The following is a 21,564-nucleotide window of genomic DNA, read 5'->3' as shown; positions in this document are numbered from 1 at the left end:
AAATTTTGCTAAAAATTGCAAACAGCTATGGCTGCCCTTCGGGTAGGTGCAATTTTTTATACGCAAAATTTTTCACTAAATTTCGCAACGCTGTCATTTGTTTACTTTTACGTTAATTTTTATATAAGGAGATAAAATGTTCGGATTAAAAAAAGAACTTAAAAAATATGATTTAAGCGATGTTGAAAAAAACAATTACGCAAAAATTGTAACCGATAAAGGTGATATTTGGGTAAAACTTTTCCCTGAAGCTACGCCTAATACGGTGGCAAACTTCGCACATCTTGCAAAAGAAGGATTTTACGACGGACTTAAATTTCACAGAGTCATTCCGGGTTTTATGGCGCAGGGAGGATGTCCTAATTCAAAAGATGGAGCCAAAGGAATGCCCGGTACCGGAGGTCCGGGATGGGCGATAGAGTGTGAAACGGATGCACCGAAACAAGTTCACAAAAGAGGCTCCCTTTCAATGGCTCATGCCGGAAAAGATACGGGAGGCAGCCAGTTTTTTATCTGTTTTACAGACTGTCCTCATCTTGACGGGGTTCATACTGTATTCGGCGGTATAGAAGAGGGTGATGAAGAGAGCTTTAAAGTACTTGATTCAATCAAAAAAAACGATGAAATCAAAACTATAGAGATTTATGAAAAAAGAGATTAATTTAAGGATAAAGTGACAGTTTTGTAAGCTGTCACTTTATTTAGTATTAAATGTTATTGTATAAATTTTGAATCAGATCTTTTATAACTGCAATATACATATAATTAGAAAAATTGAAATTAAAAAAAACAATTGAAAATAATTCTCTCTTACTGAACCATATCAAAAATTTCTTCAACAAACATGAGGTGCCTGACACTAATCATTTATTATTTTATTCACTTTGATTGTATTGTGTTTCATATAAGTTTATTTTACTAAGCTAAAAAGAGAAAAAGTTAAAGTTTGACGATTTTAGCTCCGTACCCTCCCATATGCGGAGGTGCGTCGTGAAATTCTTTTACAAGAGGGTGCTGTTTTAAAAGCTCAGTAATTCCTTTGGCAAGTATTCCTTTACCCATTCCGTGATAAATCCATACTTCTTCGAGTCCTGCAAGAGCAGCGTTATTTAAATACTCTTCGGTTTTTTCAAGCGCTTCTTCAAGCCTCATACCGTGAAGATCGAGTTTAATGTCGACTTTGGAGGCTTTCGGTTTAATGATCTGTGCTTTTGCTTTTTTAGGCAGTCTGTACGGCTCAAGGCTGTTTTTTGGAATCCAGAGTTTTTTACCGTCTATGTCAACAAGAGCGTTTTTGCCTTTTATATCGAGTATTTCCCCTATGCTTGTAAAGTATTTGACCGTGTCGCCGACTTTAAACTCTTTATTAATTTCGCTTTTTTTGACTTTTATGTTTGAGCGAACTTTATTTGCTTCGTTAAGGGCCCTGTGTGCGTCTTTTACGGATTTGGCCCTTATGGCTTCTTTTGCTTTTTTAATTGCTTCATTATATTCTTTTAAAAGGCGATTTTTTTCTTTTTCTATGGTTTCGTTAAACTCCTCTTTTTGACGGATTAGAGATTCTTTTAGAAGTTTAACGTCTTCAAGTTCGCTTTCAAGCTCTTTGATTTTTTGTTTTTGTTCAAATTCAAGAGCCGCCGATTTTTCTATAAGTACATCAAGTTTTTCAAGATCGTCGCTGTATTCTTTTTTGGCTTTTTCTATGATGTTAAACGGAATTCCGTATCTTTTTGCCGTTTCAAACGCGTAACTTTTACCGATGGTTCCTTTTATAAATTCATAGGTCGGTTTTTGGTTTTTTTCATCGTAAATTGCGGCGAGAAGCTCCACTTCTTCGTTTTGTGCAAGAAGCGTCGCAAGGCGTTTGTGGTGGGTTGTGATGACTATTCGGTTTTTTTTCATAATCTCTTCAATTATCACCTTAAATAGACTCGCCGCTTCGTTGGCGTCCGTTCCGAGTTCAATCTCATCCACGCCTATAAGGTAATTTTCTTTGAAAAAGACTTCTTTAAACTCTTTAATTCTTCCTGCAAATGTTGAAATGTCGTTTTTTACGTTTTGCGGATCGTCGATTATCGGTTTTATCTCTTTAAACGATGGGATTATGGAATTTTCCCTGATTTTCATAGGAAGCAGGTGTTTTGCCATATAAGCTGAGCTCAGGATTGATTTTAAAAGCATCGTTTTACCCCCGGCGTTTACACCCGTGATAATCAGCACCTGCTTGTCCCATTCAAGGTTTATAGGTTTACATTCGTTAAGGGCAGGGTGGCAGAAGTTTTTCAGCACCATTTTTTTGGTTTTACTCGGCAGTATAAATTCAAGATTTTCGTTTTTTGCCATAAAAATACGGGCCTGTATGTGGTCGAATTTGTCAAATTCGCGGTTTATAAATTCTAAAAATTTAGTCCATTTTCTAAGCCTGTTTGAAAATTCTTTTGCAATTTCATATAGTATCTCTTCTTTTTGGCTTTTGAGGTTGTCTTCTTTTTCTTTTAGTTTTTCTATTGTTTTCGGGAAGATGTAAAAAAATCCGCTTTGGCTTCTTCCGAGAATTTCGGCGTTTATTACTTTATTGTATCCGCCTCTTACAAGCAGGGTTTCTTCACCTCCTTGGACGTGTATCTGTTTGTCTACCAAAAACGGCTCAAGTTTTTTTGAATTTATGTATTTGTATAACTGCTGGCGGATTTGGGCTTTTAGCTCTTTTATACGTTCATTTATCATATCGAGCTCTTCAAAGCCGATTACCTCGCCTTTTTTATCGTAGTGTTTGTCTATTTCAAGAATGTCCTGAGGGATTTCGATTTTATCAAACCATTCGGACAGGTCCTGCCAGTTTCTTGTTTTGAGGTAAATAAAATAACGTATGATTTTCAGAAATTCAAAAATCTGGTCGTGTTTAAGCACACCGAATTTTTTAAGATGCATTATCTCCGTATCGAGGTTTTTTACGCTCGGAGGAGCGTTAAAATCCCTGTTTTGCAGTTTTTGGAGGTATTTGTAAAGCGATTCGATACTTCCCTGGATTTTATAATCCTTCTCCCTTGCAAAGAGGGAAGTGAGTTTGTTTATGTATTCGACTAAGTCTAATTTGTTTATCATATGTTACCTTACAAAATTTATATAATCATTTTTATATTTAACGTAATTTTCGGCGTTTTTGTATATATTCGCCACTTCTTCGTCGGTAAGCTCCCTTACGACCTTGGCTGGAGATCCTAAAATCAGGCTTCTTGGAGGGAATTTTTTACCGCCTGTAACCAAAGCTCCGGCTCCTACGATCGATTCGTCTCCGATTTCGGCACCGTCAAGGATTGTGGCACTCATACCTATAAGGCATGCGTTTCCGATTTTACAACCGTGAAGCATTACGCGGTGTGCTATTGTTACGTCGTCACCTATAATAGTCGGAAAACCGTCTCCTATTTTCTTTTCTTTTTCATAATGCGTTACGTGTATCATACTCATATCCTGAATGGATGTGCGTTTTCCGATTTTGATGTAATGCACGTCTCCTCTTATAACACACCCGAACCACACACTTGAATCTTCTCCGATTTCCACATCACCGATAATATCGGCGCTCGGAGCTATCCATGCGGTGGTATGTATTTTAGGGAAGTCGTCTTTATAGCGCAGAGTCATTTTTTTTCCTTTTATTTTTAAATATTAAAAAATATTATTAATGCAGTTATAATACTTGAAAAGATAATAATACTAAAATTACTGAATTTATAAAAAAAGTAATAAAATTTATGAGATGTTTTTTTGTTTTTTAACATCAAATCTACTTGTTCTTTATTAATATCATATATTAAGCCTCCAACTTTTTTTCTTAAGTTTGCTAAAGTTTTTCTATGAACATTTAATTCATAAGAGATACTATATTCCAATAAAAGTCCAATTATTCCAATGAGAATAGGTAATAAAGTAAAATAAATTGAAAAATCTTTGTTTACAGAGAAAAATAATCCAAGTACACCGGAGTTTAAAGTTATTATCCACTTAGTTATTTCAAATAAATTTTTTTTGGCATCGGCAATTCGATCAATCGTATCTTGATAAGTTAAAGATAATTGTAAATTAATATCAAAATTTGCCATTATTTCTCCTTATTTCATTTTCTTTAGCTCTTCAATCTTGTCTCTTAGCATTGCTGCTTTTTCAAATTCGAGTGCTTTTGCGGCTTCGTTCATTTCTTTACGTAATTTTGCAATAATCGCTTTTTTCTCTTTGGCCGGAATTTTATTTTTGTTTTTCAGCTCTTTGGCTATTGCTTCGTATCCTTCTTCTTTTAGTGATTTGTCAAGTTTTCTAATTGTACTTTTTGGAATGATTCCATGCTTTTTATTATATTCTTTTTGTTTGATACGTCTTGTGATTGTGGTTTTGATTGCTCTGTACATTGAGCCTGTGATTTTGTCTTTTATTTTTTCAAGCACTTCAAGATCATCATCAAGTACTACAGGCTCTTCTATTTTTCCTGCAAACATCAATACCCGTCCGTTTACGTTTCTTGCGGCTCTTCCCATTGTTTGAATAAGACTCGTCTCGCTTCTTAAAAACCCTTCCTTATCCGCATCAAGGATGGCTACGAGGCTTACTTCCGGAAGATCCAGACCTTCTCTTAGGAGGTTGATACCGATTAGCATATCGAATTCACCGCTTCTAAGTCCTCTTATTATTTCGTTTCTTTCCACCACGTCAATGTCAGAGTGCATATATTTAACTTTCAGTCCCATTTCAAGGTAATATTTTTGAAGCTCCTCAGCCATTTTTTTAGTAAGAGTCGTTACAAGTACCTTTTCGCCTTTTTCAATTACCTCTTTGGCTCTGTCAAAAAGCGTTGCCACCTGGTTTTGGCTTGGAAGCAGTTCTACTATCGGATCAAGCAGTCCAGTAGGGCGGATGATCTGCTCCGCCACGCATGTGGATATTTCAAGCTCATATTCTCCCGGAGTTGCCGATACGAAAAGATAATGAGGAGCTTTATTTATAAATTCATCAAATTTATAAGGTCTGTTGTCAAGCGCACTTGGCAGTCTGAATCCGTACTCCACAAGTACTTCTTTTCTTGCCCTGTCACCGTTGTACATCCCGCGAAACTGAGGAAGGCTTACGTGTGATTCATCCACTATTACAAGGTAAGGTTTTCCTTTTATTTCAAAGTAATCAAGTAAAGAATACGGGGTTTCTCCAGGTTTTTTGCCTGTAAGGTGTCTTGAATAGTTTTCTATTCCTTTGCATGTTCCCGTTGTTTCAAGCATTTCAAGGTCGAATTCTGTTCTTTGTTTAAGTCTTTGGTGTTCAATAATTTTTCCTTGTTGTTCAAATTCTTTCAGTCTCTCTCCCAGCTCCTTTTCTATAGACTGTATGGCTTCAGCCAGTCTGTCGGCACCTACGATAAACTGGTTTGCGGCGTAGATTGTGATTTCTTTAAGATCCTGGAGTTTTTCGTTTGTCATATAATCAATCGTATATATTCTGTCTATTTCATCTCCAAAAAACTCGACTCTTATTACGTCGTCTTCAAAATATGTAGGGAATATGTCTATTACTTCGCCGTTTACCCTGAAGTTTCCTCTTTCAAAATATTTGTCATTTCTTGTGTAACCCATACTAAGAAGCCTCATCATAAACTGACGCTGGTTTATTTCATCTCCCACGGCTATTTTGGCTACCATTTTTTTATATTCGATCGGGTTACCGAGTCCGTACAGGGCCGAAACGGACGCAACTACTATAACGTCGTCATATTCTAAGAGTGAAGCAGTTGCACTGACTCTCAACCTTTCAAGTTCCGCGTTGATTGAAGAGTCTTTTTCAATAAAAAGATCCTGTCTCGGAAGGTATGCTTCAGGCTGATAATAATCGTAATAGCTTATGAAGTATTCCACGTGGTTTTGAGGGAAAAATTCCTTAAATTCGGAATAAAGCTGTGCGGCAAGGGTTTTATTATGTGTAAGTATAAGGGTCGGGATTTGAAGTTTTTGAATGATGTTTGCCATTGTAAATGTTTTACCGCTTCCCGTAACACCTATTAAAGTATTGTATCTGTTTCCTTGCTTTATACAGCCGCTTAATTTTTCAATTGCCTGAGGCTGGTCGCCTGTAGGCTTGAAGTTTGAGTTTAATTTGAACAAAACGCTCCTTTTTATTATAATTGTGTCACTTAAGTTTGATAAAATTATATAAAAATAAAGGATAAAAATGGACCTACTTGGTAAATTAAATGAAAAAATAGATAATTTATTGAAAAAATACGAAGAACTGCAACAGGAAAACGAAAACTTAAAACTTGAACTTGAAAATACAAAAGAAATGCTTGCCGAAAAAGATACTGAGCTTTTGGAATGTAAAGAAAAAATGGCGCTTAAAGAAATAGAACTTGAAGAAGTTGTAAGCAAAATCGAAGCAATTCTCGGCAAATGAAAAAAATATCCCTCTCGGTTTTAGGAGAAAAGTTTGAAATAGAACTTGAGGATGAATTTTTTGAATTTGTAAAAGAAGATCTTTTAAAAATTCAGCATCCCACACCGAAAGAGCTTCTTTTTTTGATATTAAAAAATAAAAAAGAGATGTTTGAAACTAACAAAAAAATAAAAAATATTCTTCAAAAATTGGATAAAAAATAAAATTAATGTCTATCAATCAATTAATATTTGTAACTTGCATGTAAGATTAAATTTTAACATTTTAGTTAAATATATTTTACTTAAATATTAAGTTTGTTAAATCCATGTTAAATAAAAGAAGAGCAGTTGACACTTTTTGAAAAATATATGCTATAATTGTAATAAATAAATTAAAGGAGATAAAAAATGAAAAAAGCGTTTACGATGATTGAACTGATTTTCGTTATTGTTATTTTAGGTATTTTAGCAGCAGTTGCGTTACCGAAATTCTTAGGTGTTGCTCAACAGGCACATGAAGGTAACTTAAAATCATTTGTAGGAACTTTAAACAGAACAGTTGCACCTACATTATGGAGTAAATCAATTGCAGAAAATAAAGGTGGTGATATTTCATATCTAGCATTAGATGAAAATAATATTACAGAGTATGTAGAATTACCAAAAGAAGTAGATACTGTAAATTTAGCAGATTGTAATAGTACTACTGCTGATACAGTTGTTATTCAAATTAAACAGTCTGTTGCAGGTAAAGACTACGTAATTACATGTAAAGATGGTAATGCTAATCAATCACCAGTATTCAAATTATATAGATGTGATAATACAAATGCTGATACTGACTGTAATATTGCAAATGGTACAAATATAGCTGATGTGAATACAACTGCTAATCCTATAACTGAAATAAATTAATAAGAGCTTTTCCGCTCTTATTATTTTCTTAATTTAAAGGTAATAAATGAGAAAATCTTTTACTATGCTTGAATTAATTTTTGTAATAGTTGTAATAGGAATACTTGCCGGAGTTGCAATCCCGAGATTGTTTAGCGGAATAAGCGATGCCGAGATTGCAAAGGTTAAAACTGACGTAGCTACTATTAGAACTGCTATATCCACAAAATACGGTAAAAACGTAATGGAAGGTAATGATTCATGTCCTTCACTTGAAACTTCAACAACCGATAATCAGCTTTTTGAAGGTATTTTGACTTATCCTATTAAACAAAATACTGGCACAGTAAAATGGGATGGAAACGGGACTGATTATAACGTTACAATTGATCAAAAAGTTATCAAATTTCACTATTATAATGATACGGCAAATAATTGTAAATTTGTCTGTGATAATACAAATGGCAATTGTAGTTTGATAGGTGAATGAAATACTACGATATAGCTGTTATTAACACTCCAAATACTTTTACATACAGCTCAAATTTTGAATTAAATCCCGGCGATGTTGTTGAAATTGAAGTAAGAAACAGAAAAACAACAGGTTATGTTGTAAAAGAAGTTCAAAAGCCTAATTTTGAATGTAAAGTTATACTTTCAAAACTTTATTCATTTTCTTCGAAGAAACAAAAAATTATTGATTTTATTTGCAAATATTATTTTGCTCCTATTGGTGAAGCGGCGGGACTTTTCTACGAATGTAAAATTGAAAATGTAAAATGGAAAATTAATAATGTAAAAACAGACATAAAATTAACAGATAAACAACAAGAAGCGTTGAAGTTTTTGAAAAAAAACGATGTGTCGGTACTTTTCGGTGATACCGGAAGCGGCAAAACGGAGATATATATCAAACTAATAGAAGAAGTGCTTAATGATGGACAACAGGTACTTTTTTTACTGCCTGAAATTGCTATAACCTCACAAATGGAAAAAAGACTTCAAAAATATTTCGGAGAAGCACTTGCTATATGGCACAGTAAAATAACCAAAAAGAAAAAACAACAAATTCTTTCAGGAATTGCAAAAGGTGAGATTAAAATTGTAGCGGGTGCCAGAAGTGCTCTGTTTTTGCCTCTTGAAAATCTTGGGTTGATAATTGTGGATGAAGAGCATGACGACAGCTATAAATCCGAACAGACTCCAAAATACAACGCAAAAGATCTGGCAGTATATTTCGGTAAAATTTACGATGCCAAAGTAATACTCGGAAGCGCAACTCCTCTTATAAGTGATCTATATAAATTTCCACATTTCAGACTGAAAGGAACGTTTTACAATACGAAAAAAACAAGATATTTCAGAAGCACATTTGATGATTTTATCATACAAAAAATAAAAGATACCATTGAGAAAAATAAACAAGTTATTATATTCCTTCCGACACGTGCGAATTTTAAATATATGATATGTGCCGAGTGCGGTAAGGCGGTAAAATGCAAACACTGTGATGTTGCAATGAGTGTACATAAAAATAAAAGAGCGCTTGTATGTCATTACTGCAATTACAGTATGCATATTCCTTCAAGCTGTGAATACTGTGGAAGTGAAGAATTTATAAACGAAAGAATGGGTACGAGTGAATTTTTAGAAGTTTTAAAAGGGATTTTCCCTGATGCAGTTATAGAAAAATTTGACAGGGACGTTATCACTTCCAAATCCAGGGTTGATAAACTGCTAAAAAGATTTGCAAATAAAGAGATAGATATTTTAATAGGCACGCAAATGCTCAGTAAAGGGCATGACTATCCGGATGTTGCGCTTTCAATTGTACTTGATATAGATTTTGTACTTAACAGTGCGGATTACAGAGCCGGGGAGAGGGCTTTTGCCTTGGCACGCCAGGTTGAAGGAAGGGCAGGAAGAAAAGAGGACGGCGAGGTTATTATTCAAACGCTTAATCCAGAATTTTTTGACAGAAGCTATGAGGAATTTTATGATGAAGAGATACAAAACAGAAAAGAGCTCGGATACCCGCCGTTTAACAGACTTATAAAAATAGAATTTCAGGATAAAGACAAAATAAAAGCCAAAGAAAAAATGGACAGGTTTTTACGCTGTATTGGAAACAGGCCTGAGATAGTAGGCTCTGGTGAAGCCCCTATATTCAAAATCAAAAACATATTTCGATACCAGGTACTGCTTAAAGGCAAAAACCTTCATAAAATCATATATCCGTGCGTGAATATTAATGAAATGAAAGTGGATGTGGATCCGGTCAGTTTTGTTTAAGTTCTTCCGGATTTACCGCCACTTTATAGTTAGGGTCGTCTTCTTCGTAAGTGCAGTAAGGCCCTGCGACTTTGAGGAGTTTTTTACACTCGTCACTTAGGTGTCTGATTGTAAGTTTTTTGCCGTTTTCGAGATATTTTTTTGTGATTTTATCTATGGCTTCCACGCCGCTTGAGTCTTTAACACGTACGTTTTTAAAATCCATTACCACTTCGTCGGGGTCGTTTTTAACGTCAAAACTTTCAATAAAACTTTTTGCGCTTCCGAAAAACAGAGGCCCTTCAAATTCATAAATTTTTCTGTTACCTTCCATTTTGGTTTTAAAATAAACTTTTGCGTGTTTCCATGCAAATACAAGTGCTGAAATTATAACACCGCTTATTACTGCAATTGCAAGATCGGTAAAGATTGTAATCAATGTGGTGGCTATAAGTACGAAAGCGTCTTCTTTCGGCATCCTTTTGAGTCTGTCGAAACTTGCCCATTCAAATGTTGCAATACTTACCATAAACATAATTCCGACAAGTGCGGCAAGAGGGATCTGTTCTATATATTTAGCAAGTGCCACGACAAACAAAATTAAAAGTATGGCTGCAAATGCGGCACTAAGTCTTCCTCGTCCGCCTGAAGTATAATTGATTACACTCTGTCCTATCATTGCGCATCCGGCCATTCCGCCGAAAAGTCCGCATGTTGCATTTCCGGCTCCGAGTGCAATTGCTTCTTTGTTTCCGTTGCCTCTCTCACCGCTCATTTCTTCCAATACTTCAAGTGTAAGTAGCGATTCTATAAGCCCTACAAGAGCCATAATGATTGAATAAGGTAGAATGATTTTAATAGTTTCCCAGTTTAGAGGTGCGAGGGGCAGGTGGAAATGCGGGAAACTTCCGCTGATATGTGCCAAATCTCCTATTTTTTTCGTATCAAGATTAAATATAAGTACAAGCGCTGTAATTGCAATAATCGCACCGAGTCCTGAAGGGATTGCTTTTGTGAATTTAGGTAAAAACCACATAATAGCCATAGTAAGGGCTACTAAAATGTACATAATATAACCTTCGCCTTTAAACATCGGAAACTGTGCCATAGCTATAATAATGGCAAGTCCGTTTACAAATCCGTAAACAACTGGCATAGGTACAAGACGTATGAATTTCGCAAGTTTAAAAACACCTACAAGTATCTGAATAATACCTGCAAGTACCGTAGCCCAGAAAAGATATTCAACTCCGTGGCTCGCCACGAGTGAGACCATTACAACAGCCACACTTCCGGTGGCACCGCTTATCATTCCCGGTTTTCCTCCAAAAAGCGCCGTAATAAGTCCTAATATGAAAGCCGTATATAATCCTACAAGAGGAGAAACTCCGGCGATGATACTAAACGCAATAGCTTCCGGTACAAGTGCAATTGCCACGACTGTTCCGCTTAGTAACTCGTTTTTGGTATTTTTTGCGTTATAATTTTGTAATATCTTAGAAAACAAGTATAATCCTTTAAAATTTTTCGAGGCAGAATTATAACATATAAGGTTAATAAATTTTTTGGCTTAGTAAAAGTGGACAACACTAATAACCAATATACTAATATACCAATACTCTAAAGGAACAAAATGTTTGAAAAAAAAGGCGAATATTACACCAATAAAGACGAGAATTTTTTAAAAGAGTCAGATTTGGTTATTTTCTGGAATGAAAAACCTAAAAAACTGATTAAAAGTTATGCGGTGCTCGGTGGCACGGATGAGCACTCCAAAGTGGATATTCCAAGGGCTGACAGGGATTTGGCACTGTTGCTTGCGAGGCTGGCGTACGTATTTGAAATATACGACGAGGATCTTAAAGATACGGACGAGTTCGAAGATTATGTTGATATTTTAAAAGGTGTGAGGGTAAAAACACAGATAAAAAAGCACCTTACAACTCTTGAGGAAATAAGCGGGGTTTTATATTTAATAGACTCTTCAGATAAAGTAAGTATTATTTTAGGAGACGTTGAAGACGAAGAGATTGAGGCGGTTTTAAGTTTTGTGAAAATGCTCGGGGATAAAGTGGGGGTTTTCACTAAAAAAGACATAAGCGATTATGAAATAGATTTTTATGAATAAGGAGATTTTATGCAGTATTTATTAAACACTTACGCAAGATTTGACGTACAGTTTGAAAAAGGAATGAGCGCCACACTATGGGATAAAAACGGTGAGAATTATATAGATTTTACAAGCGGTATAGGAGTTGTGAGCGTAGGACATGGAAATGAGAGACTTGCAAATGTAATATGCTCTCAAGCTAAAAATATTATTCACATATCAAATCTATACAGAATAGAACCTCAGGAAAAACTTGCGGAAGAAATTGTAAAAAAAAGCGGAATTGAGGGTGGAATATTTTTCTGTAACAGCGGAGCAGAAGCGAATGAAACGGCACTTAAAATTGCAAGAAAATACGGAGAGGTAAACGGTGAAATAAAAAGATATAAAGTAATAACACTTGAAAACTCTTTTCACGGTAGAACCATCTCTACTTTGAAAGCTACGGGACAGCCGAAATTTCATCAGTATTTCGGTCCTTTTCCGGATGGGTTTACATATGCAAAAGATATAGCGGATATATACAACAAAATTGACGACAAAACAGTGGCTGTTATGATAGAATTGATTCAGGGGGAAGGAGGTGTTAATCCTTTTGATAAAGAAGAGATTCAAAACCTTGCTAAGTTTTTAAAAGAAAAAAATATACTTTTGATCGTAGATGAGGTTCAGACAGGAATTTACAGAACCGGAGAATTTCTTGCAAGCAACCTGTATGAAATTAAGCCTGATATTGTTACTATGGCAAAAGGCCTTGGAGGCGGTGTTCCGATAGGAGCAGTCTTAACAACACATACGGATGTTTTAAAACCTGGAGATCACGGCAGTACGTTTGGTGGAAACTATCTTGCGACTGCCGCCGCTTTGGAAGTTGTTAAAATTTTGGATGAAGAAAAAAGAAACGGTAAACTTGCGGATACGATAGAATATTTTGAAAACAAACTTCTTGAAATAGCCAAAGAATATCCTGAAATGTTTGAGAGTGTAAGCGGATACGGACTGATGAGAGCACTAAGGGCTAAGACACCTGAGATTAGGGATGAAGTGGTTAAAAAAGCTTTTGAAAACAAACTATTAATATTAAAAGCCGGAACACATTCTGTAAGATTTTTACCGCCACTTACAATTACAAAAGATGAAATTGACGAAGGTTTTGAGAGATTGAAAATTACATTAAATTCTTTGGAGAAGTAAATTGAAACTAAAAAAATTTCTTTTTTTGTTATTTCCAGCATTGGTTTTTAGTGGAGATTTATTGAATGATTTGAAGCAAAAAGAGCTGAATTTTGACAAAGAACAAAGCATTCAGGACAGTAAAGATACTGAAAAATCATGGATAAGTCCGATAATATTAAAGTATTCTTATTCGAAAGACAATACACTCGGAAGCATTAAAACAACAAATAAAACATTCAGTATCAGCGTAAATCAGCCTGTTTTTAAATCCGGGGCCATTTATTATTCGATTAAATATGCTCAACATTCCAAATCATATAATATGTTAAATATTGAACTTCAAAGAAGGGCTCTTATAAAACAGGCTCTTGATTTGGCGTATGATTATAAAATAACCAAACTTAATCAAAAAATAATACTTTTAAATATTGCAAATACGAAAATAGATATAAAAAAGAAAAAAGAGGAGTTTTTAAACGGAATAGGGGACTCTACGCTCCTTAACAACGCAATTTTACAGCTAAACGGGTTAAAACTGAATTTGGAAGATTTGAAAACAAATTTGGAAAGTCTCAGAAATTCATTTAAAAACATATCATCACTGAATATAGATAAAATAAAGCTGCCAGTGTTTGAGCTAATTACGAAAAATCAGTATTTAAAATCAAATTTGGATCTTTTAGCTCAAAAAAAACTTAAAAAAGTAAAATACGATTTGTATAAAATGCAGTTTGGAGATCAGTTATTAAGTGTAAATATAAACGGTTCTTTGAACTGGCAAAAAACAATGTATTCGCAAAATACTCCGTTATTTCAGGATTCAAAAAACGATTATTATAGAATCGGATTTAGTGTAACATTACCTATCAGTTTCAATGCCGTAAATAAAATACAAAAAAGTAAAATTGATTATCTTAAATCACTGACAATGATAGAGGATAAAAAATTACAGTTAACAAACACATATAACAACATCGTTAATCAGATAAAAACGATTGATAAAAAAATACAGATTTATAAAGATAATGTAAAAATATATGATGATCTTATAGCTTCAACACTTGATTCGATTGAAGCGGGAAATGCAACGAAGCTTGATCTTCAAATATTGGAAAACTCAAGAAAAACTATGTTTGTTAATATTGAAATATTAAAACTCCAAAAACAAAAACTGTTACTTTCACTATATTATAAACTGCATAATTGGAAGTTAAAGTAGTTAAAGTTAGTTAGGGTTTTTATGGTTGTTAAGGTTAGTTGAGGTTAATTAAAGTTAGTTAAAGTTTTTAAATTCTAAAGCGATATAACCTTACCAGCTTCACTAACCTCAATAACCTTAACAACTTAACTAACTTCTTTAACCTTAACAACTTTATTAACTAAATAACTTTTTTTGTAACAGCCCGTAACACTGAATCAGAATTCACACCAAAATTATCTTATTTAATATAAGTTTTCGTTATAATTATCAATATTATATAGACTAAAGGAGTGATATGAAAGTTGATGTATTAATTGTTGGTGCCGGTGGAGCGGGACTTTATGCTGCACTTAGTGCGGCCGAAGAAGCAAAAGGAATGGAAGTTGCCGTTCTTACGAAAGTTTATCCTACACGTTCTCATACGGGTGCTGCGCAAGGTGGTGTTAATGCAGCACTTGCAAATGTAGACCCTACTGATAGTGAAGAACTACATACCTTCGATACTGTTAAAGGAAGCGATTATCTTGCTGACCAAAAAGCTGTAAAATATATGTGTTTTGAAGCTCCGAGAATTATCAGAGAAATGGAGCATATGGGTGTGCCTTTTAGCAGACTTAATAACGGAAAAATAGCACAAAGACCGTTTGGTGGGGCAAGTAAAGACAGAACATGCTACAGTGCCGATAAGATGGGGCATGTTATGCTTCATACTTTATATGAACAGTGTATTAAGCATGATATTAAATTCTTGAATGAATGGTTTATGTTAAACATAGTACATGACGGTGAAAGATTGCAGGGTGTAACCGCTATTAATATTGCAACGGGTGAAATACAGTTTATTCATGCTAAAGCTGTTATCTTAGCTACTGGTGGACACAGCAGAATTTACTGGGGATATACTTCAAATGCTTTAGGATGTACGGGAGACGGTACGGCTGCCGCACTTAGAGCCGGGCTTCCTCTTAAAGATATGGAGTTTTTACAATTCCACCCGACAGGGCTTAGAAAGTCTGCGATTCTTGTATCTGAAGCGGCAAGAGGTGAAGGCGGACATCTTTTAAATAACAAAGGTGAAAGATTTATGAGTAAATACGCTCCTGAAAAAATGGAGCTTGGGCCTAGAGATTTGGTAAGTAGAAGTATTATGACAGAAATCAGAGAAGGCAGAGGTTTTAAAGATGAAGAGGGAAGAGAATACGTACATCTTGACCTTACTCATCTTGGAGAGGAAAAAATAAAATCAAGACTTCCGCAGATTAGGGAACTTACTATAGATTTTGAAGGTATTGATCCGATTAAAGAGCCTATCCCTATCAAACCTACTGCGCACTATGCAATGGGTGGAATTCATACTGATGTTAGATGTGAAACTCCGATTGCAGGTATTTATGCGGCCGGTGAAGCGCAGTGTGTAAGCGTACATGGTGCGAACAGACTTGGAGGAAACTCACTTCTTGATATCGTTGTATTCGGGCATGTTGCAGGAAAAGAAGCAGTGAGATATGCTGAAGGTACTGACTTTGCAAAAGGCGGAGAAAGCAAACTTCAGGATGATGTTAAATTTATTCAAGAGCTATTTGACAGAGAAAGTAAAGAGACTTTAGGTGATCTCAGAGACGAATTGGGTGAGATTATGTTTAGACATTTCGGTGTATTCAAAAATGAAAAAGAGATGCAAGAAGGTTACGATAAACTTAAAAATCTTATTGAAAGAGCAAATAAAAACCTTGCTGTTGAAGATAAATCAAAAGTATTTAATACTGATCTTCAAAGTCTGCTTGAATTTTATAATTTACTTGAAATTGCAGATGTATTGGCTTATGCTTCACTTCAGAGAAAAGAAAGTAGAGGTAGTTTTTATAGAGACGATTATCCAAAAAGAGATGACGAAAACTTTTTATATCACTCAATGATTAGCAGAAACAGCGACGGAAGTTTCAAATATGAAAAAGGTAAGGTTGACTTAAGCCTTTACGAACCGGCAGAGAGAAAGTATTAGTGAAAAGTTAAAAATGAAGAGTGAAAAGTGAACTTTTACATTTTTCACTTTGCACTTTTCACTTAACATGGTCTCCCGGGCGGGATTCGAACCCACGACCTTCGGATTAGGAATCCGACGCTCTATCCGACTGAGCTACCGGGAGAAGAGAAATAATTATACCAAATATTTTATAAAGGATTTAGAATGGAAAAAATAAAATATGTAACTAAAGTCAAAAGATATAATCCTGAAACGAATGAAAGCTATTGGCAAGATTTTGAAGTTGAGGTGGAAGACAGTCTTACGGTTCTTGAACTATTAATGTATATAAAAGATAAAATTGATGAAAGTCTTACATTCAGAGCGTTTTGTAGAAGTGCTATTTGTGGTAGCTGTGCGATGATTATTAACGGCCGTGCGGGACTTGCATGTAAAATTCAGGCAAAAGATAAAATCAAAAACGGTGTTATCAGAATTGAGCCTTTAAATCATTTACCGATTGTAAAAGATTTGGTTGTTGATCAGGATCCTGCGTTTAACAAACTTAAAAAAGTTAAACCTTATCTTGAACCGGATCCGAAAAAAGTACCTGATAACCTTAAATGTGAATCTTTAGTAACACCTGAAGAATTTGCAAAATATGACAAACAAACCGACTGTATTTTATGTATGGCTTGTTACGGACAGTGTAATGCGCTTGAAGGTGAAGAGGCTTATTTAGGACCGTTCCAGCTGACTAAGGCATTCAGATTTATTATGGACAGCAGAGACGGTGTGGATGTTGAAGAGAGAATCAAACTTGTAGAAGATGCCGGAATTTGGGACTGTGTACAGTGCCAAATGTGTCTTGCGGCGTGTCCTAAAGGAATTAAACCTGGAGAAGATATACTTGAGCTTAGAAGAATAGCTAAAGACGTTGGGGAAGACAATATTGCTACAAGAAGAGCGAAAGTATGGTTCGCTAACGTATTTGAAACAGGGCAGATTGATAAATGGCATTTACCTGAAGTTGCGTTTGGTGACGAAAAAGGTGAGGCTATTACGAAAAAACTTGAAGAAGAGTTTAGAAGCAGAGGTATGAAAGAAGAAGAATTCGGTCCTCAGCCGTTTGACGGAATTAAAGAATTCCAGAAATTTATTAAAAAACTTGAAAAGGAACTGTAATGAAAAAAATAGGTATATATCCTGGATGTTGCTTTCAAGGAGCGGATATTCACAACTACGATATAACTGAAGATTTTTTAGAAAAAATGGGAGTTGAAGGCGTTTTACTTGAAAGAAGCGCATGCTGCGGCGGCGGTGTTATTGATGAAACAAACAAAATGATAGTATATGGTCTTAATGCCAGAAACATCGCACTTGCGGAAGAAAAAGGCGTGGATCTTTATACACCGTGTAATACATGCTATATGATTATCGCAAAAACTAAACTTGCACTTGATTCAGACCCTGAACTTAAAGAAAAAATTAATAAAATATTGGCAGATGAGGGGCTTGAGTACAAAGGAACTGCAAAAATTTATCATACGTTAAATCTAATCAGGGATTTCATCGGTATGGATGAATATAAAAGCAAAATTAAAAGAAAACTCGGAGGAGTAAAAGTGGCTCCTTATTACGGATGTCACGTACTGGCACCAGACGAAGTGGCGCTTGACGATCCTGAAAATCCTACAGTACTTAAAGAAATTCTTGAGCCTTTAGGAGTTGAGGTTGTAGAAGGATATCAGCATGAAAATACATGCTGCGGATACCATGCGAGATTTACAAATCCTGATCAAAAAGAAAGACTTGCAGTAAAACCTCTTGACGGTGCTAAAGAAGCAGGGGCAGATATTGTTACGACTCCATGTCCGCTTTGTCATAAAGCTATGGATGGATATGAAGAGCCAATTTTACAGGTTACTCAGCTTATAAATGTAGCGTGTGGATCTACTCCTGAAGATGCGTTCTGGAATCTGAACAAAACGGAAGTTAAAATCTCTATCGGATAATTTTCCGTTTTGTTTCATTTTTTTATAAAAGGGTCTGGCACCAAATAGAAGAGTATATATATTTTATTATGATTATATTTAACCGGTTATGTTAGTATCAGTAAAGATAAATTTGATAATATTCGAAAAAAAAGGAACTAAAATACGTTACGATATAATAGAAAAAATAGGTGAGGGTAACAGGGGCGAAGTTTATAAGGCTAAACTTGAAGACGGCAGAGTTGCAGCTATAAAGTGGGCTAAAAATTATGAAATAGATAAAGAGTGGGAAATACTAAGTTTCTTAGACGGACTTTGCGCACCTAAGCCTATATACAGAGGAAAACGTTATTTTATAATGGAGTATGTAGATGGTAAACCTTTAAAAGAGTACATTGGAAGCAGTGAGTATTATGAGGTGTTAAAAAAAGCGTTACACAATGCCTATGTACTGGACGAAAAAGGTGTATTTCACGGACAGCTTGGAAGGTATTATCATATATTAAATACCGCGCGGGAAGTAAAATTTATCGATTTTGAACGAGGTGTTTTTACACAAAATCCGAGGAATTTTTTACAAATTTTAGGATATTACTTGTTTAGGGACGAAAAATATGATAAAAAAGCTCTGAATTTAATCGTAGATCTTTACAAGAAAAACAGAAAAGAAGCGTTAAATAAAATAATAAGGCTAATAGATGAAAGTTAATATTAAAAGATATTTAAACGGAAAAGTATGGTTTGAAAATTTTGAATTTGATTTTAAAGAAGACGAGACTATACTTGAGTTGTTAGACAGAGCTAAAAATAAAAACAGAAGCATAACATACCGAAGTTTCTGTAGAAGCAGTATATGTGGTACTTGTGCCGTTAAAGTTAACGATAAAACGGTACTTGCATGCAAAACAAAAGTAAAAGACTTTATCGAACATGATGAAATAATAATAGAGCCTGTAGACAGAAGTAAAATAATAAAAGATCTTGTTGTCGATCACAGTTATATTGAAAAAGCTATAAAACAAAATAAACTATGGTTCGAAGATGAAATAAGAAATGATATGGAAAATCTGCAAACACCGCAAGAACTTCAAAAATATGAAAAACAGACCGACTGTATTATGTGTATGGCTTGTTATTTTGAATGCGAAGCGCTTGATTATACTCCTGAATTTGCAGGGCCGTTTATATTTACGAAATATTTCAGATTCGTATTTGACAGTAGGGATAAAAGTGATACGCAGCAAAGAATAAATTTAGCAAAAGAAAACGGTCTTTACAATTGCATAAATTGCCAGAAATGTGTCATGGTTTGTCCAAAAGGGTTGGCAAGCGCCTTTGATATACAAATGTTACAAAAATCTGACATAAATTACTCCGATTCATCGTTTACTCCTGAAAATTCAATGTTTTTTTAATTAAAATTTGTCATAATAATGTTAAATTTGATATATAATTTCAGAAAAAAAGGATTATTATGGCAGTTAGACCGCATGTTGCTCCTTTATGGGAAGAAACAACATTTGAAGAAGAAGGCTTGGACGCAAGGGCGTTGGTTACAAGAACCGACAAAAACGGTAAAATTACTTTTGCATCAAAAGCATACAGGGATATGACCAAATATTCTAAAGACGAGCTTATCGGAGCTCCACATAGTATAGTAAGACATCCGTTTATGCCGGAAGCAGCTTTTAGAGATATGTGGGATACAATCGAAAAGGGAGAGCACTGGAGCGGACTTGTCATGAATTTACGTAAAGATGGTAAGCATTATTGGGTAGAAGTGCATGTTGACGCAATAGATTCTAACGGAAATGTTGTAACTGATCCAAGTAAAATTGCAGGATATGTTGCGATAAGAAGAGAACCGAGTCGCGAAGAAATTGAGGAAGCTTACAAACTGTATAAAGCAATGAGAAAAGCTGAGCTTTTAGAAAAGCTCCATTTAAAAGACTGGGAAAAAGAATTATTAAAAAGACTTTAGTTTCAAGAATCATAAAAAGTAAAAATATAGATATAATTCTTTTAAAAAGGACTTAGACAGACTTTATGAAAGAAGAATATTTTATTAAAAATATAAAATCCAAACACATTGGAGACGATGCTGCAGTTATTGGTAATGAGGTAATGGCAAGCGACTCTTTTTTTGAAGATATTCATTTTAAAAAAGAATGGATGAGTTTGAAAGATATTGCCATTAAAGCGAGTCTGGTGAATATTAGTGATATTATAGTTATGAATGCAAAACCGAAATATGCACTTTTAAATATTGGTTTTCCAAAATCATATACCCTTCATGATATAAAAGAACTTACCGAAGGTTTTAATTATTGTGCAGAAAAATACAATTATGAAATTATAGGTGGAGATACTATAAAAAACGACAAGCTTGCTATTTCTATGACATTTATTGGTGAATGCAAAAAACCTGTCTTTAGAAAAGCGAAAATCAATGAATATGTTGCATATACAGGTGATTTAGGTGATGTAAAAAAAGAGCTAAATATGCTTTTAAGAGGAGGAAAAATTTCTAAGAAATCGAAATTTATCAGACCTCGATTAAGAGACAAATTTTTCTATAAAGCCGCTCCTTTTATAACATCCGCACTTGACATAAGTGATGGACTTTTTAAAGAATTGGAGCGAATATCTAAAATATCTAAGCTTGGATATAAATTTTTTTACAAAATAGATAAAAGAATAGGTTGTAGCGGCGAAGAGTATGAGGTTTTGTTTACTTTTAATAAAAAATATTTGCCAAAAATTTTAAATATTGCTAAACTAACAAAAACTAAAGTAACAATTTTTGCATTAACAAAAAGAGGTTCTTATAAGAGTAAATGTAGAGAAAATCATTTTTAAGGTAATATTATGAATATAATTAAATATGCTTTTTCAGATCTATTTGATTCAAAGATAATTAAATATTCATTCGCTCCTTTATTTATAAGTGTAGTGTTTTGGGGGATTGTTTTTTACTTTTTTTCAGGAAATATTGTTGAATTGATTCATGCTTATGTTTCTTATCTTCCTTTTGGTGAGAATATAAATAATATTTTGACAAGTGTCGGTTCTACCATTGTGTTAATGTTTTTGTATTATGAGCTTGTGATATTGAGTATCGGGGTTTTCAGTTCATTTTTCGTAGATAAAATTACTGCAAGAATCAATGAAAAATATTACGGACTGCCTGTTAAAGAAACAAGCCTAATAGAAGGGATTTTGGTTTCATTAAAAGGAATACTTAATTTTGTTATTTTTTTTATTTTAACGTTTTATTTGCTTTTTGTACCGGTTGTTAATATTTTTTATCAAGTTTTTTTATGGTCCCTTGCAATTAAAAAACCTTTGGTTTTCGACAGTTCCGCAATGTTTTGCGATTATAAAGAGTTTGAGAAAAAAAATAATTTAAAAATATGGATTTTGATATTTTTTACCTCTTTTATATACTTCATACCTATACTTTCATTTTTTGGTTATACACTTCAGCTTATTATTATGACCCATTTTGTTTTAAGTAAATGTTCTTCAAACAAATAATT

22 protein-coding genes and 1 tRNA gene are annotated in these 21,564 nt (G+C 34.4%); 17 read left to right on the top strand and 6 right to left on the bottom strand.

The features are described 5' to 3' along the window. The first annotated feature begins 136 nt into the window (after positions 1–136). The gene (locus tag NAMH_RS05625) at positions 137–661 is read left to right on the top strand and encodes a peptidylprolyl isomerase (protein ID WP_015902684.1); all 525 of its coding nucleotides are present in this window, start codon (positions 137–139) and stop codon (positions 659–661) included. Between the two features lie 278 nt (positions 662–939). On the opposite strand, the gene NAMH_RS05620 is transcribed toward NAMH_RS05625, so the two are convergent. From NAMH_RS05620 to uvrB, 4 genes are read right to left on the bottom strand one after another with little or no spacing between them, the layout of a single operon-like run. Next, a complete protein-coding gene (locus NAMH_RS05620) occupies positions 940–3,105 on the bottom strand; it encodes an endonuclease MutS2 (protein WP_015902343.1) in 2,166 nt (721 codons plus the stop codon). A 3-nt stretch (positions 3,106–3,108) separates the two neighbouring features. Then, positions 3,109–3,648, bottom strand: a complete 540-nt coding sequence (locus NAMH_RS05615) for a gamma carbonic anhydrase family protein (protein ID WP_012663737.1) — start codon at positions 3,646–3,648, stop codon at positions 3,109–3,111. 17 nt (positions 3,649–3,665) lie between these two features. Then, positions 3,666–4,106, bottom strand: coding sequence for a hypothetical protein (locus NAMH_RS05610; protein WP_012663995.1), 441 nt, complete (start codon positions 4,104–4,106; stop codon positions 3,666–3,668). Between the two features lie 9 nt (positions 4,107–4,115). Further along, positions 4,116–6,146: an excinuclease ABC subunit UvrB gene (uvrB, locus tag NAMH_RS05605; RefSeq protein ID WP_015902464.1), complete on the bottom strand. Its 2,031-nt coding sequence runs from the start codon at positions 6,144–6,146 to the stop codon at positions 4,116–4,118. 67 nt (positions 6,147–6,213) lie between these two features. Here uvrB and NAMH_RS05600 point away from each other — a divergent pair, with 67 nt between their 5' ends. The 5 genes from NAMH_RS05600 to NAMH_RS05580 all read left to right on the top strand — a co-directional run bounded on the left by NAMH_RS05600 (position 6,214) and on the right by NAMH_RS05580 (position 9,602). Continuing rightward, positions 6,214–6,435, top strand: a complete 222-nt coding sequence (locus tag NAMH_RS05600) for a hypothetical protein (RefSeq protein ID WP_015902682.1) — start codon at positions 6,214–6,216, stop codon at positions 6,433–6,435. Continuing rightward, positions 6,432–6,638: a hypothetical protein gene (locus NAMH_RS05595; RefSeq protein ID WP_015901927.1), complete on the top strand. Its 207-nt coding sequence runs from the start codon at positions 6,432–6,434 to the stop codon at positions 6,636–6,638. Before NAMH_RS05600 ends, NAMH_RS05595 begins: the two co-directional genes overlap by 4 nt. 186 nt (positions 6,639–6,824) lie before the next feature. Further along, positions 6,825–7,331 carry a type II secretion system protein gene (locus NAMH_RS09400; protein WP_012663859.1) on the top strand — a complete coding sequence of 169 codons (507 nt, stop codon included), beginning with the start codon at positions 6,825–6,827 and terminating at the stop codon, positions 7,329–7,331. A 46-nt stretch (positions 7,332–7,377) separates the two neighbouring features. Then, positions 7,378–7,800 (top strand): type II secretion system protein, encoded by a 423-nt coding sequence (locus NAMH_RS09005; RefSeq protein ID WP_015902077.1) that lies wholly within the window; start codon positions 7,378–7,380, stop codon positions 7,798–7,800. Beyond that, complete coding sequence (locus NAMH_RS05580; protein WP_015902349.1) at positions 7,797–9,602, top strand: primosomal protein N'; 1,806 nt, start codon at positions 7,797–7,799, stop codon at positions 9,600–9,602. The genes NAMH_RS09005 and NAMH_RS05580 overlap by 4 nt, the downstream gene beginning before the upstream one ends. On the opposite strand, the gene NAMH_RS05575 is transcribed toward NAMH_RS05580, so the two are convergent. After that, positions 9,589–11,088, bottom strand: coding sequence for a SulP family inorganic anion transporter (locus NAMH_RS05575; RefSeq protein ID WP_012663697.1), 1,500 nt, complete (start codon positions 11,086–11,088; stop codon positions 9,589–9,591). The genes NAMH_RS05580 and NAMH_RS05575 overlap by 14 nt on opposite strands. 126 nt (positions 11,089–11,214) lie before the next feature. Here NAMH_RS05575 and NAMH_RS05570 point away from each other — a divergent pair, with 126 nt between their 5' ends. The 4 genes from NAMH_RS05570 (at position 11,215) to NAMH_RS05555 (ending at position 16,070) form a co-directional block, all read left to right on the top strand. Continuing rightward, entirely contained in the window at positions 11,215–11,709 is a 495-nt protein-coding gene (locus tag NAMH_RS05570) for a hypothetical protein (protein ID WP_012663618.1), read from the top strand. A gap of 9 nt (positions 11,710–11,718) precedes the next feature. Then, on the top strand, positions 11,719–12,885 hold the full coding sequence (locus NAMH_RS05565; RefSeq protein WP_015901876.1) for an aspartate aminotransferase family protein: 1,167 nt from the start codon (positions 11,719–11,721) through the stop codon (positions 12,883–12,885). Between the two features lie 61 nt (positions 12,886–12,946). Beyond that, a complete protein-coding gene (locus NAMH_RS05560; protein ID WP_228368687.1) occupies positions 12,947–14,086 on the top strand; it encodes a TolC family protein in 1,140 nt (379 codons plus the stop codon). A gap of 277 nt (positions 14,087–14,363) precedes the next feature. After that, complete coding sequence (locus NAMH_RS05555; protein WP_015902466.1) at positions 14,364–16,070, top strand: FAD-dependent oxidoreductase; 1,707 nt, start codon at positions 14,364–14,366, stop codon at positions 16,068–16,070. 68 nt (positions 16,071–16,138) lie between these two features. Here the strand turns inward: NAMH_RS05555 and NAMH_RS05550 are convergent. Next, positions 16,139–16,215: transfer RNA gene (locus tag NAMH_RS05550), tRNA-Arg, on the bottom strand. 41 nt (positions 16,216–16,256) lie between these two features. On the opposite strand from NAMH_RS05550, the gene NAMH_RS05545 reads away from it, so the two are divergent. The 7 genes from NAMH_RS05545 to NAMH_RS05515 all read left to right on the top strand — a co-directional run bounded on the left by NAMH_RS05545 (position 16,257) and on the right by NAMH_RS05515 (position 21,562). Then, positions 16,257–17,216 (top strand): succinate dehydrogenase/fumarate reductase iron-sulfur subunit, encoded by a 960-nt coding sequence (locus NAMH_RS05545; protein ID WP_012664014.1) that lies wholly within the window; start codon positions 16,257–16,259, stop codon positions 17,214–17,216. Then, positions 17,216–18,046 carry a CoB--CoM heterodisulfide reductase iron-sulfur subunit B family protein gene (locus NAMH_RS05540; RefSeq protein WP_015902253.1) on the top strand — a complete coding sequence of 277 codons (831 nt, stop codon included), beginning with the start codon at positions 17,216–17,218 and terminating at the stop codon, positions 18,044–18,046. Before NAMH_RS05545 ends, NAMH_RS05540 begins: the two co-directional genes overlap by 1 nt. A gap of 112 nt (positions 18,047–18,158) precedes the next feature. After that, positions 18,159–18,734 (top strand): RIO1 family regulatory kinase/ATPase domain-containing protein, encoded by a 576-nt coding sequence (locus NAMH_RS05535; RefSeq protein ID WP_012663809.1) that lies wholly within the window; start codon positions 18,159–18,161, stop codon positions 18,732–18,734. Beyond that, the gene (locus NAMH_RS05530; RefSeq protein WP_012663756.1) at positions 18,724–19,440 is read left to right on the top strand and encodes a succinate dehydrogenase/fumarate reductase iron-sulfur subunit; all 717 of its coding nucleotides are present in this window, start codon (positions 18,724–18,726) and stop codon (positions 19,438–19,440) included. The genes NAMH_RS05535 and NAMH_RS05530 overlap by 11 nt, the downstream gene beginning before the upstream one ends. Positions 19,441–19,499: 59 nt before the next feature. Further along, positions 19,500–20,006 carry a PAS domain-containing protein gene (locus NAMH_RS05525; RefSeq protein WP_015902042.1) on the top strand — a complete coding sequence of 169 codons (507 nt, stop codon included), beginning with the start codon at positions 19,500–19,502 and terminating at the stop codon, positions 20,004–20,006. A 65-nt stretch (positions 20,007–20,071) separates the two neighbouring features. After that, a complete protein-coding gene (locus NAMH_RS05520; protein WP_012663566.1) occupies positions 20,072–20,884 on the top strand; it encodes a thiamine-phosphate kinase in 813 nt (270 codons plus the stop codon). A 9-nt stretch (positions 20,885–20,893) separates the two neighbouring features. Beyond that, on the top strand, positions 20,894–21,562 hold the full coding sequence (locus tag NAMH_RS05515; protein ID WP_015902211.1) for an EI24 domain-containing protein: 669 nt from the start codon (positions 20,894–20,896) through the stop codon (positions 21,560–21,562). The last annotated feature ends 2 nt before the right edge of the window (positions 21,563–21,564 follow it).

This window comes from Nautilia profundicola AmH (assembly GCF_000021725.1).
GTDB lineage: Bacteria > Campylobacterota > Campylobacteria > Campylobacterales > Nautiliaceae > Nautilia > Nautilia profundicola.
Note: the sequence above shows the minus strand (reverse complement) of the source record. Positions and strands in the feature narration are given on the sequence as shown.

What these genes read in the sequence shown, in the direction of transcription:
- NAMH_RS09005 (WP_015902077.1), top strand. Translation starts at nt 7,378, where the DNA reads ATGAGAAAATCTTTTACTATGCTTGAATTAATTTTTGTAATAGTTGTA.
- NAMH_RS05530 (WP_012663756.1), top strand. Translation starts at nt 18,724, where the DNA reads ATGAAAGTTAATATTAAAAGATATTTAAACGGAAAAGTATGGTTTGAA.
- NAMH_RS05565 (WP_015901876.1), top strand. Translation starts at nt 11,719, where the DNA reads ATGCAGTATTTATTAAACACTTACGCAAGATTTGACGTACAGTTTGAA.
- NAMH_RS05545 (WP_012664014.1), top strand. Translation starts at nt 16,257, where the DNA reads ATGGAAAAAATAAAATATGTAACTAAAGTCAAAAGATATAATCCTGAA.
- NAMH_RS05570 (WP_012663618.1), top strand. Translation starts at nt 11,215, where the DNA reads ATGTTTGAAAAAAAAGGCGAATATTACACCAATAAAGACGAGAATTTT.
- NAMH_RS05525 (WP_015902042.1), top strand. Translation starts at nt 19,500, where the DNA reads ATGGCAGTTAGACCGCATGTTGCTCCTTTATGGGAAGAAACAACATTT.
- NAMH_RS09400 (WP_012663859.1), top strand. Translation starts at nt 6,825, where the DNA reads ATGAAAAAAGCGTTTACGATGATTGAACTGATTTTCGTTATTGTTATT.
- NAMH_RS05515 (WP_015902211.1), top strand. Translation starts at nt 20,894, where the DNA reads ATGAATATAATTAAATATGCTTTTTCAGATCTATTTGATTCAAAGATA.
- NAMH_RS05600 (WP_015902682.1), top strand. Translation starts at nt 6,214, where the DNA reads ATGGACCTACTTGGTAAATTAAATGAAAAAATAGATAATTTATTGAAA.
- NAMH_RS05555 (WP_015902466.1), top strand. Translation starts at nt 14,364, where the DNA reads ATGAAAGTTGATGTATTAATTGTTGGTGCCGGTGGAGCGGGACTTTAT.
- NAMH_RS05540 (WP_015902253.1), top strand. Translation starts at nt 17,216, where the DNA reads ATGAAAAAAATAGGTATATATCCTGGATGTTGCTTTCAAGGAGCGGAT.
- NAMH_RS05615 (WP_012663737.1), bottom strand. Translation starts at nt 3,648, where the DNA reads ATGACTCTGCGCTATAAAGACGACTTCCCTAAAATACATACCACCGCA.
- NAMH_RS05580 (WP_015902349.1), top strand. Translation starts at nt 7,797, where the DNA reads ATGAAATACTACGATATAGCTGTTATTAACACTCCAAATACTTTTACA.
- NAMH_RS05595 (WP_015901927.1), top strand. Translation starts at nt 6,432, where the DNA reads ATGAAAAAAATATCCCTCTCGGTTTTAGGAGAAAAGTTTGAAATAGAA.
- NAMH_RS05625 (WP_015902684.1), top strand. Translation starts at nt 137, where the DNA reads ATGTTCGGATTAAAAAAAGAACTTAAAAAATATGATTTAAGCGATGTT.
- NAMH_RS05610 (WP_012663995.1), bottom strand. Translation starts at nt 4,106, where the DNA reads ATGGCAAATTTTGATATTAATTTACAATTATCTTTAACTTATCAAGAT.
- NAMH_RS05520 (WP_012663566.1), top strand. Translation starts at nt 20,072, where the DNA reads ATGAAAGAAGAATATTTTATTAAAAATATAAAATCCAAACACATTGGA.
- NAMH_RS05620 (WP_015902343.1), bottom strand. Translation starts at nt 3,105, where the DNA reads ATGATAAACAAATTAGACTTAGTCGAATACATAAACAAACTCACTTCC.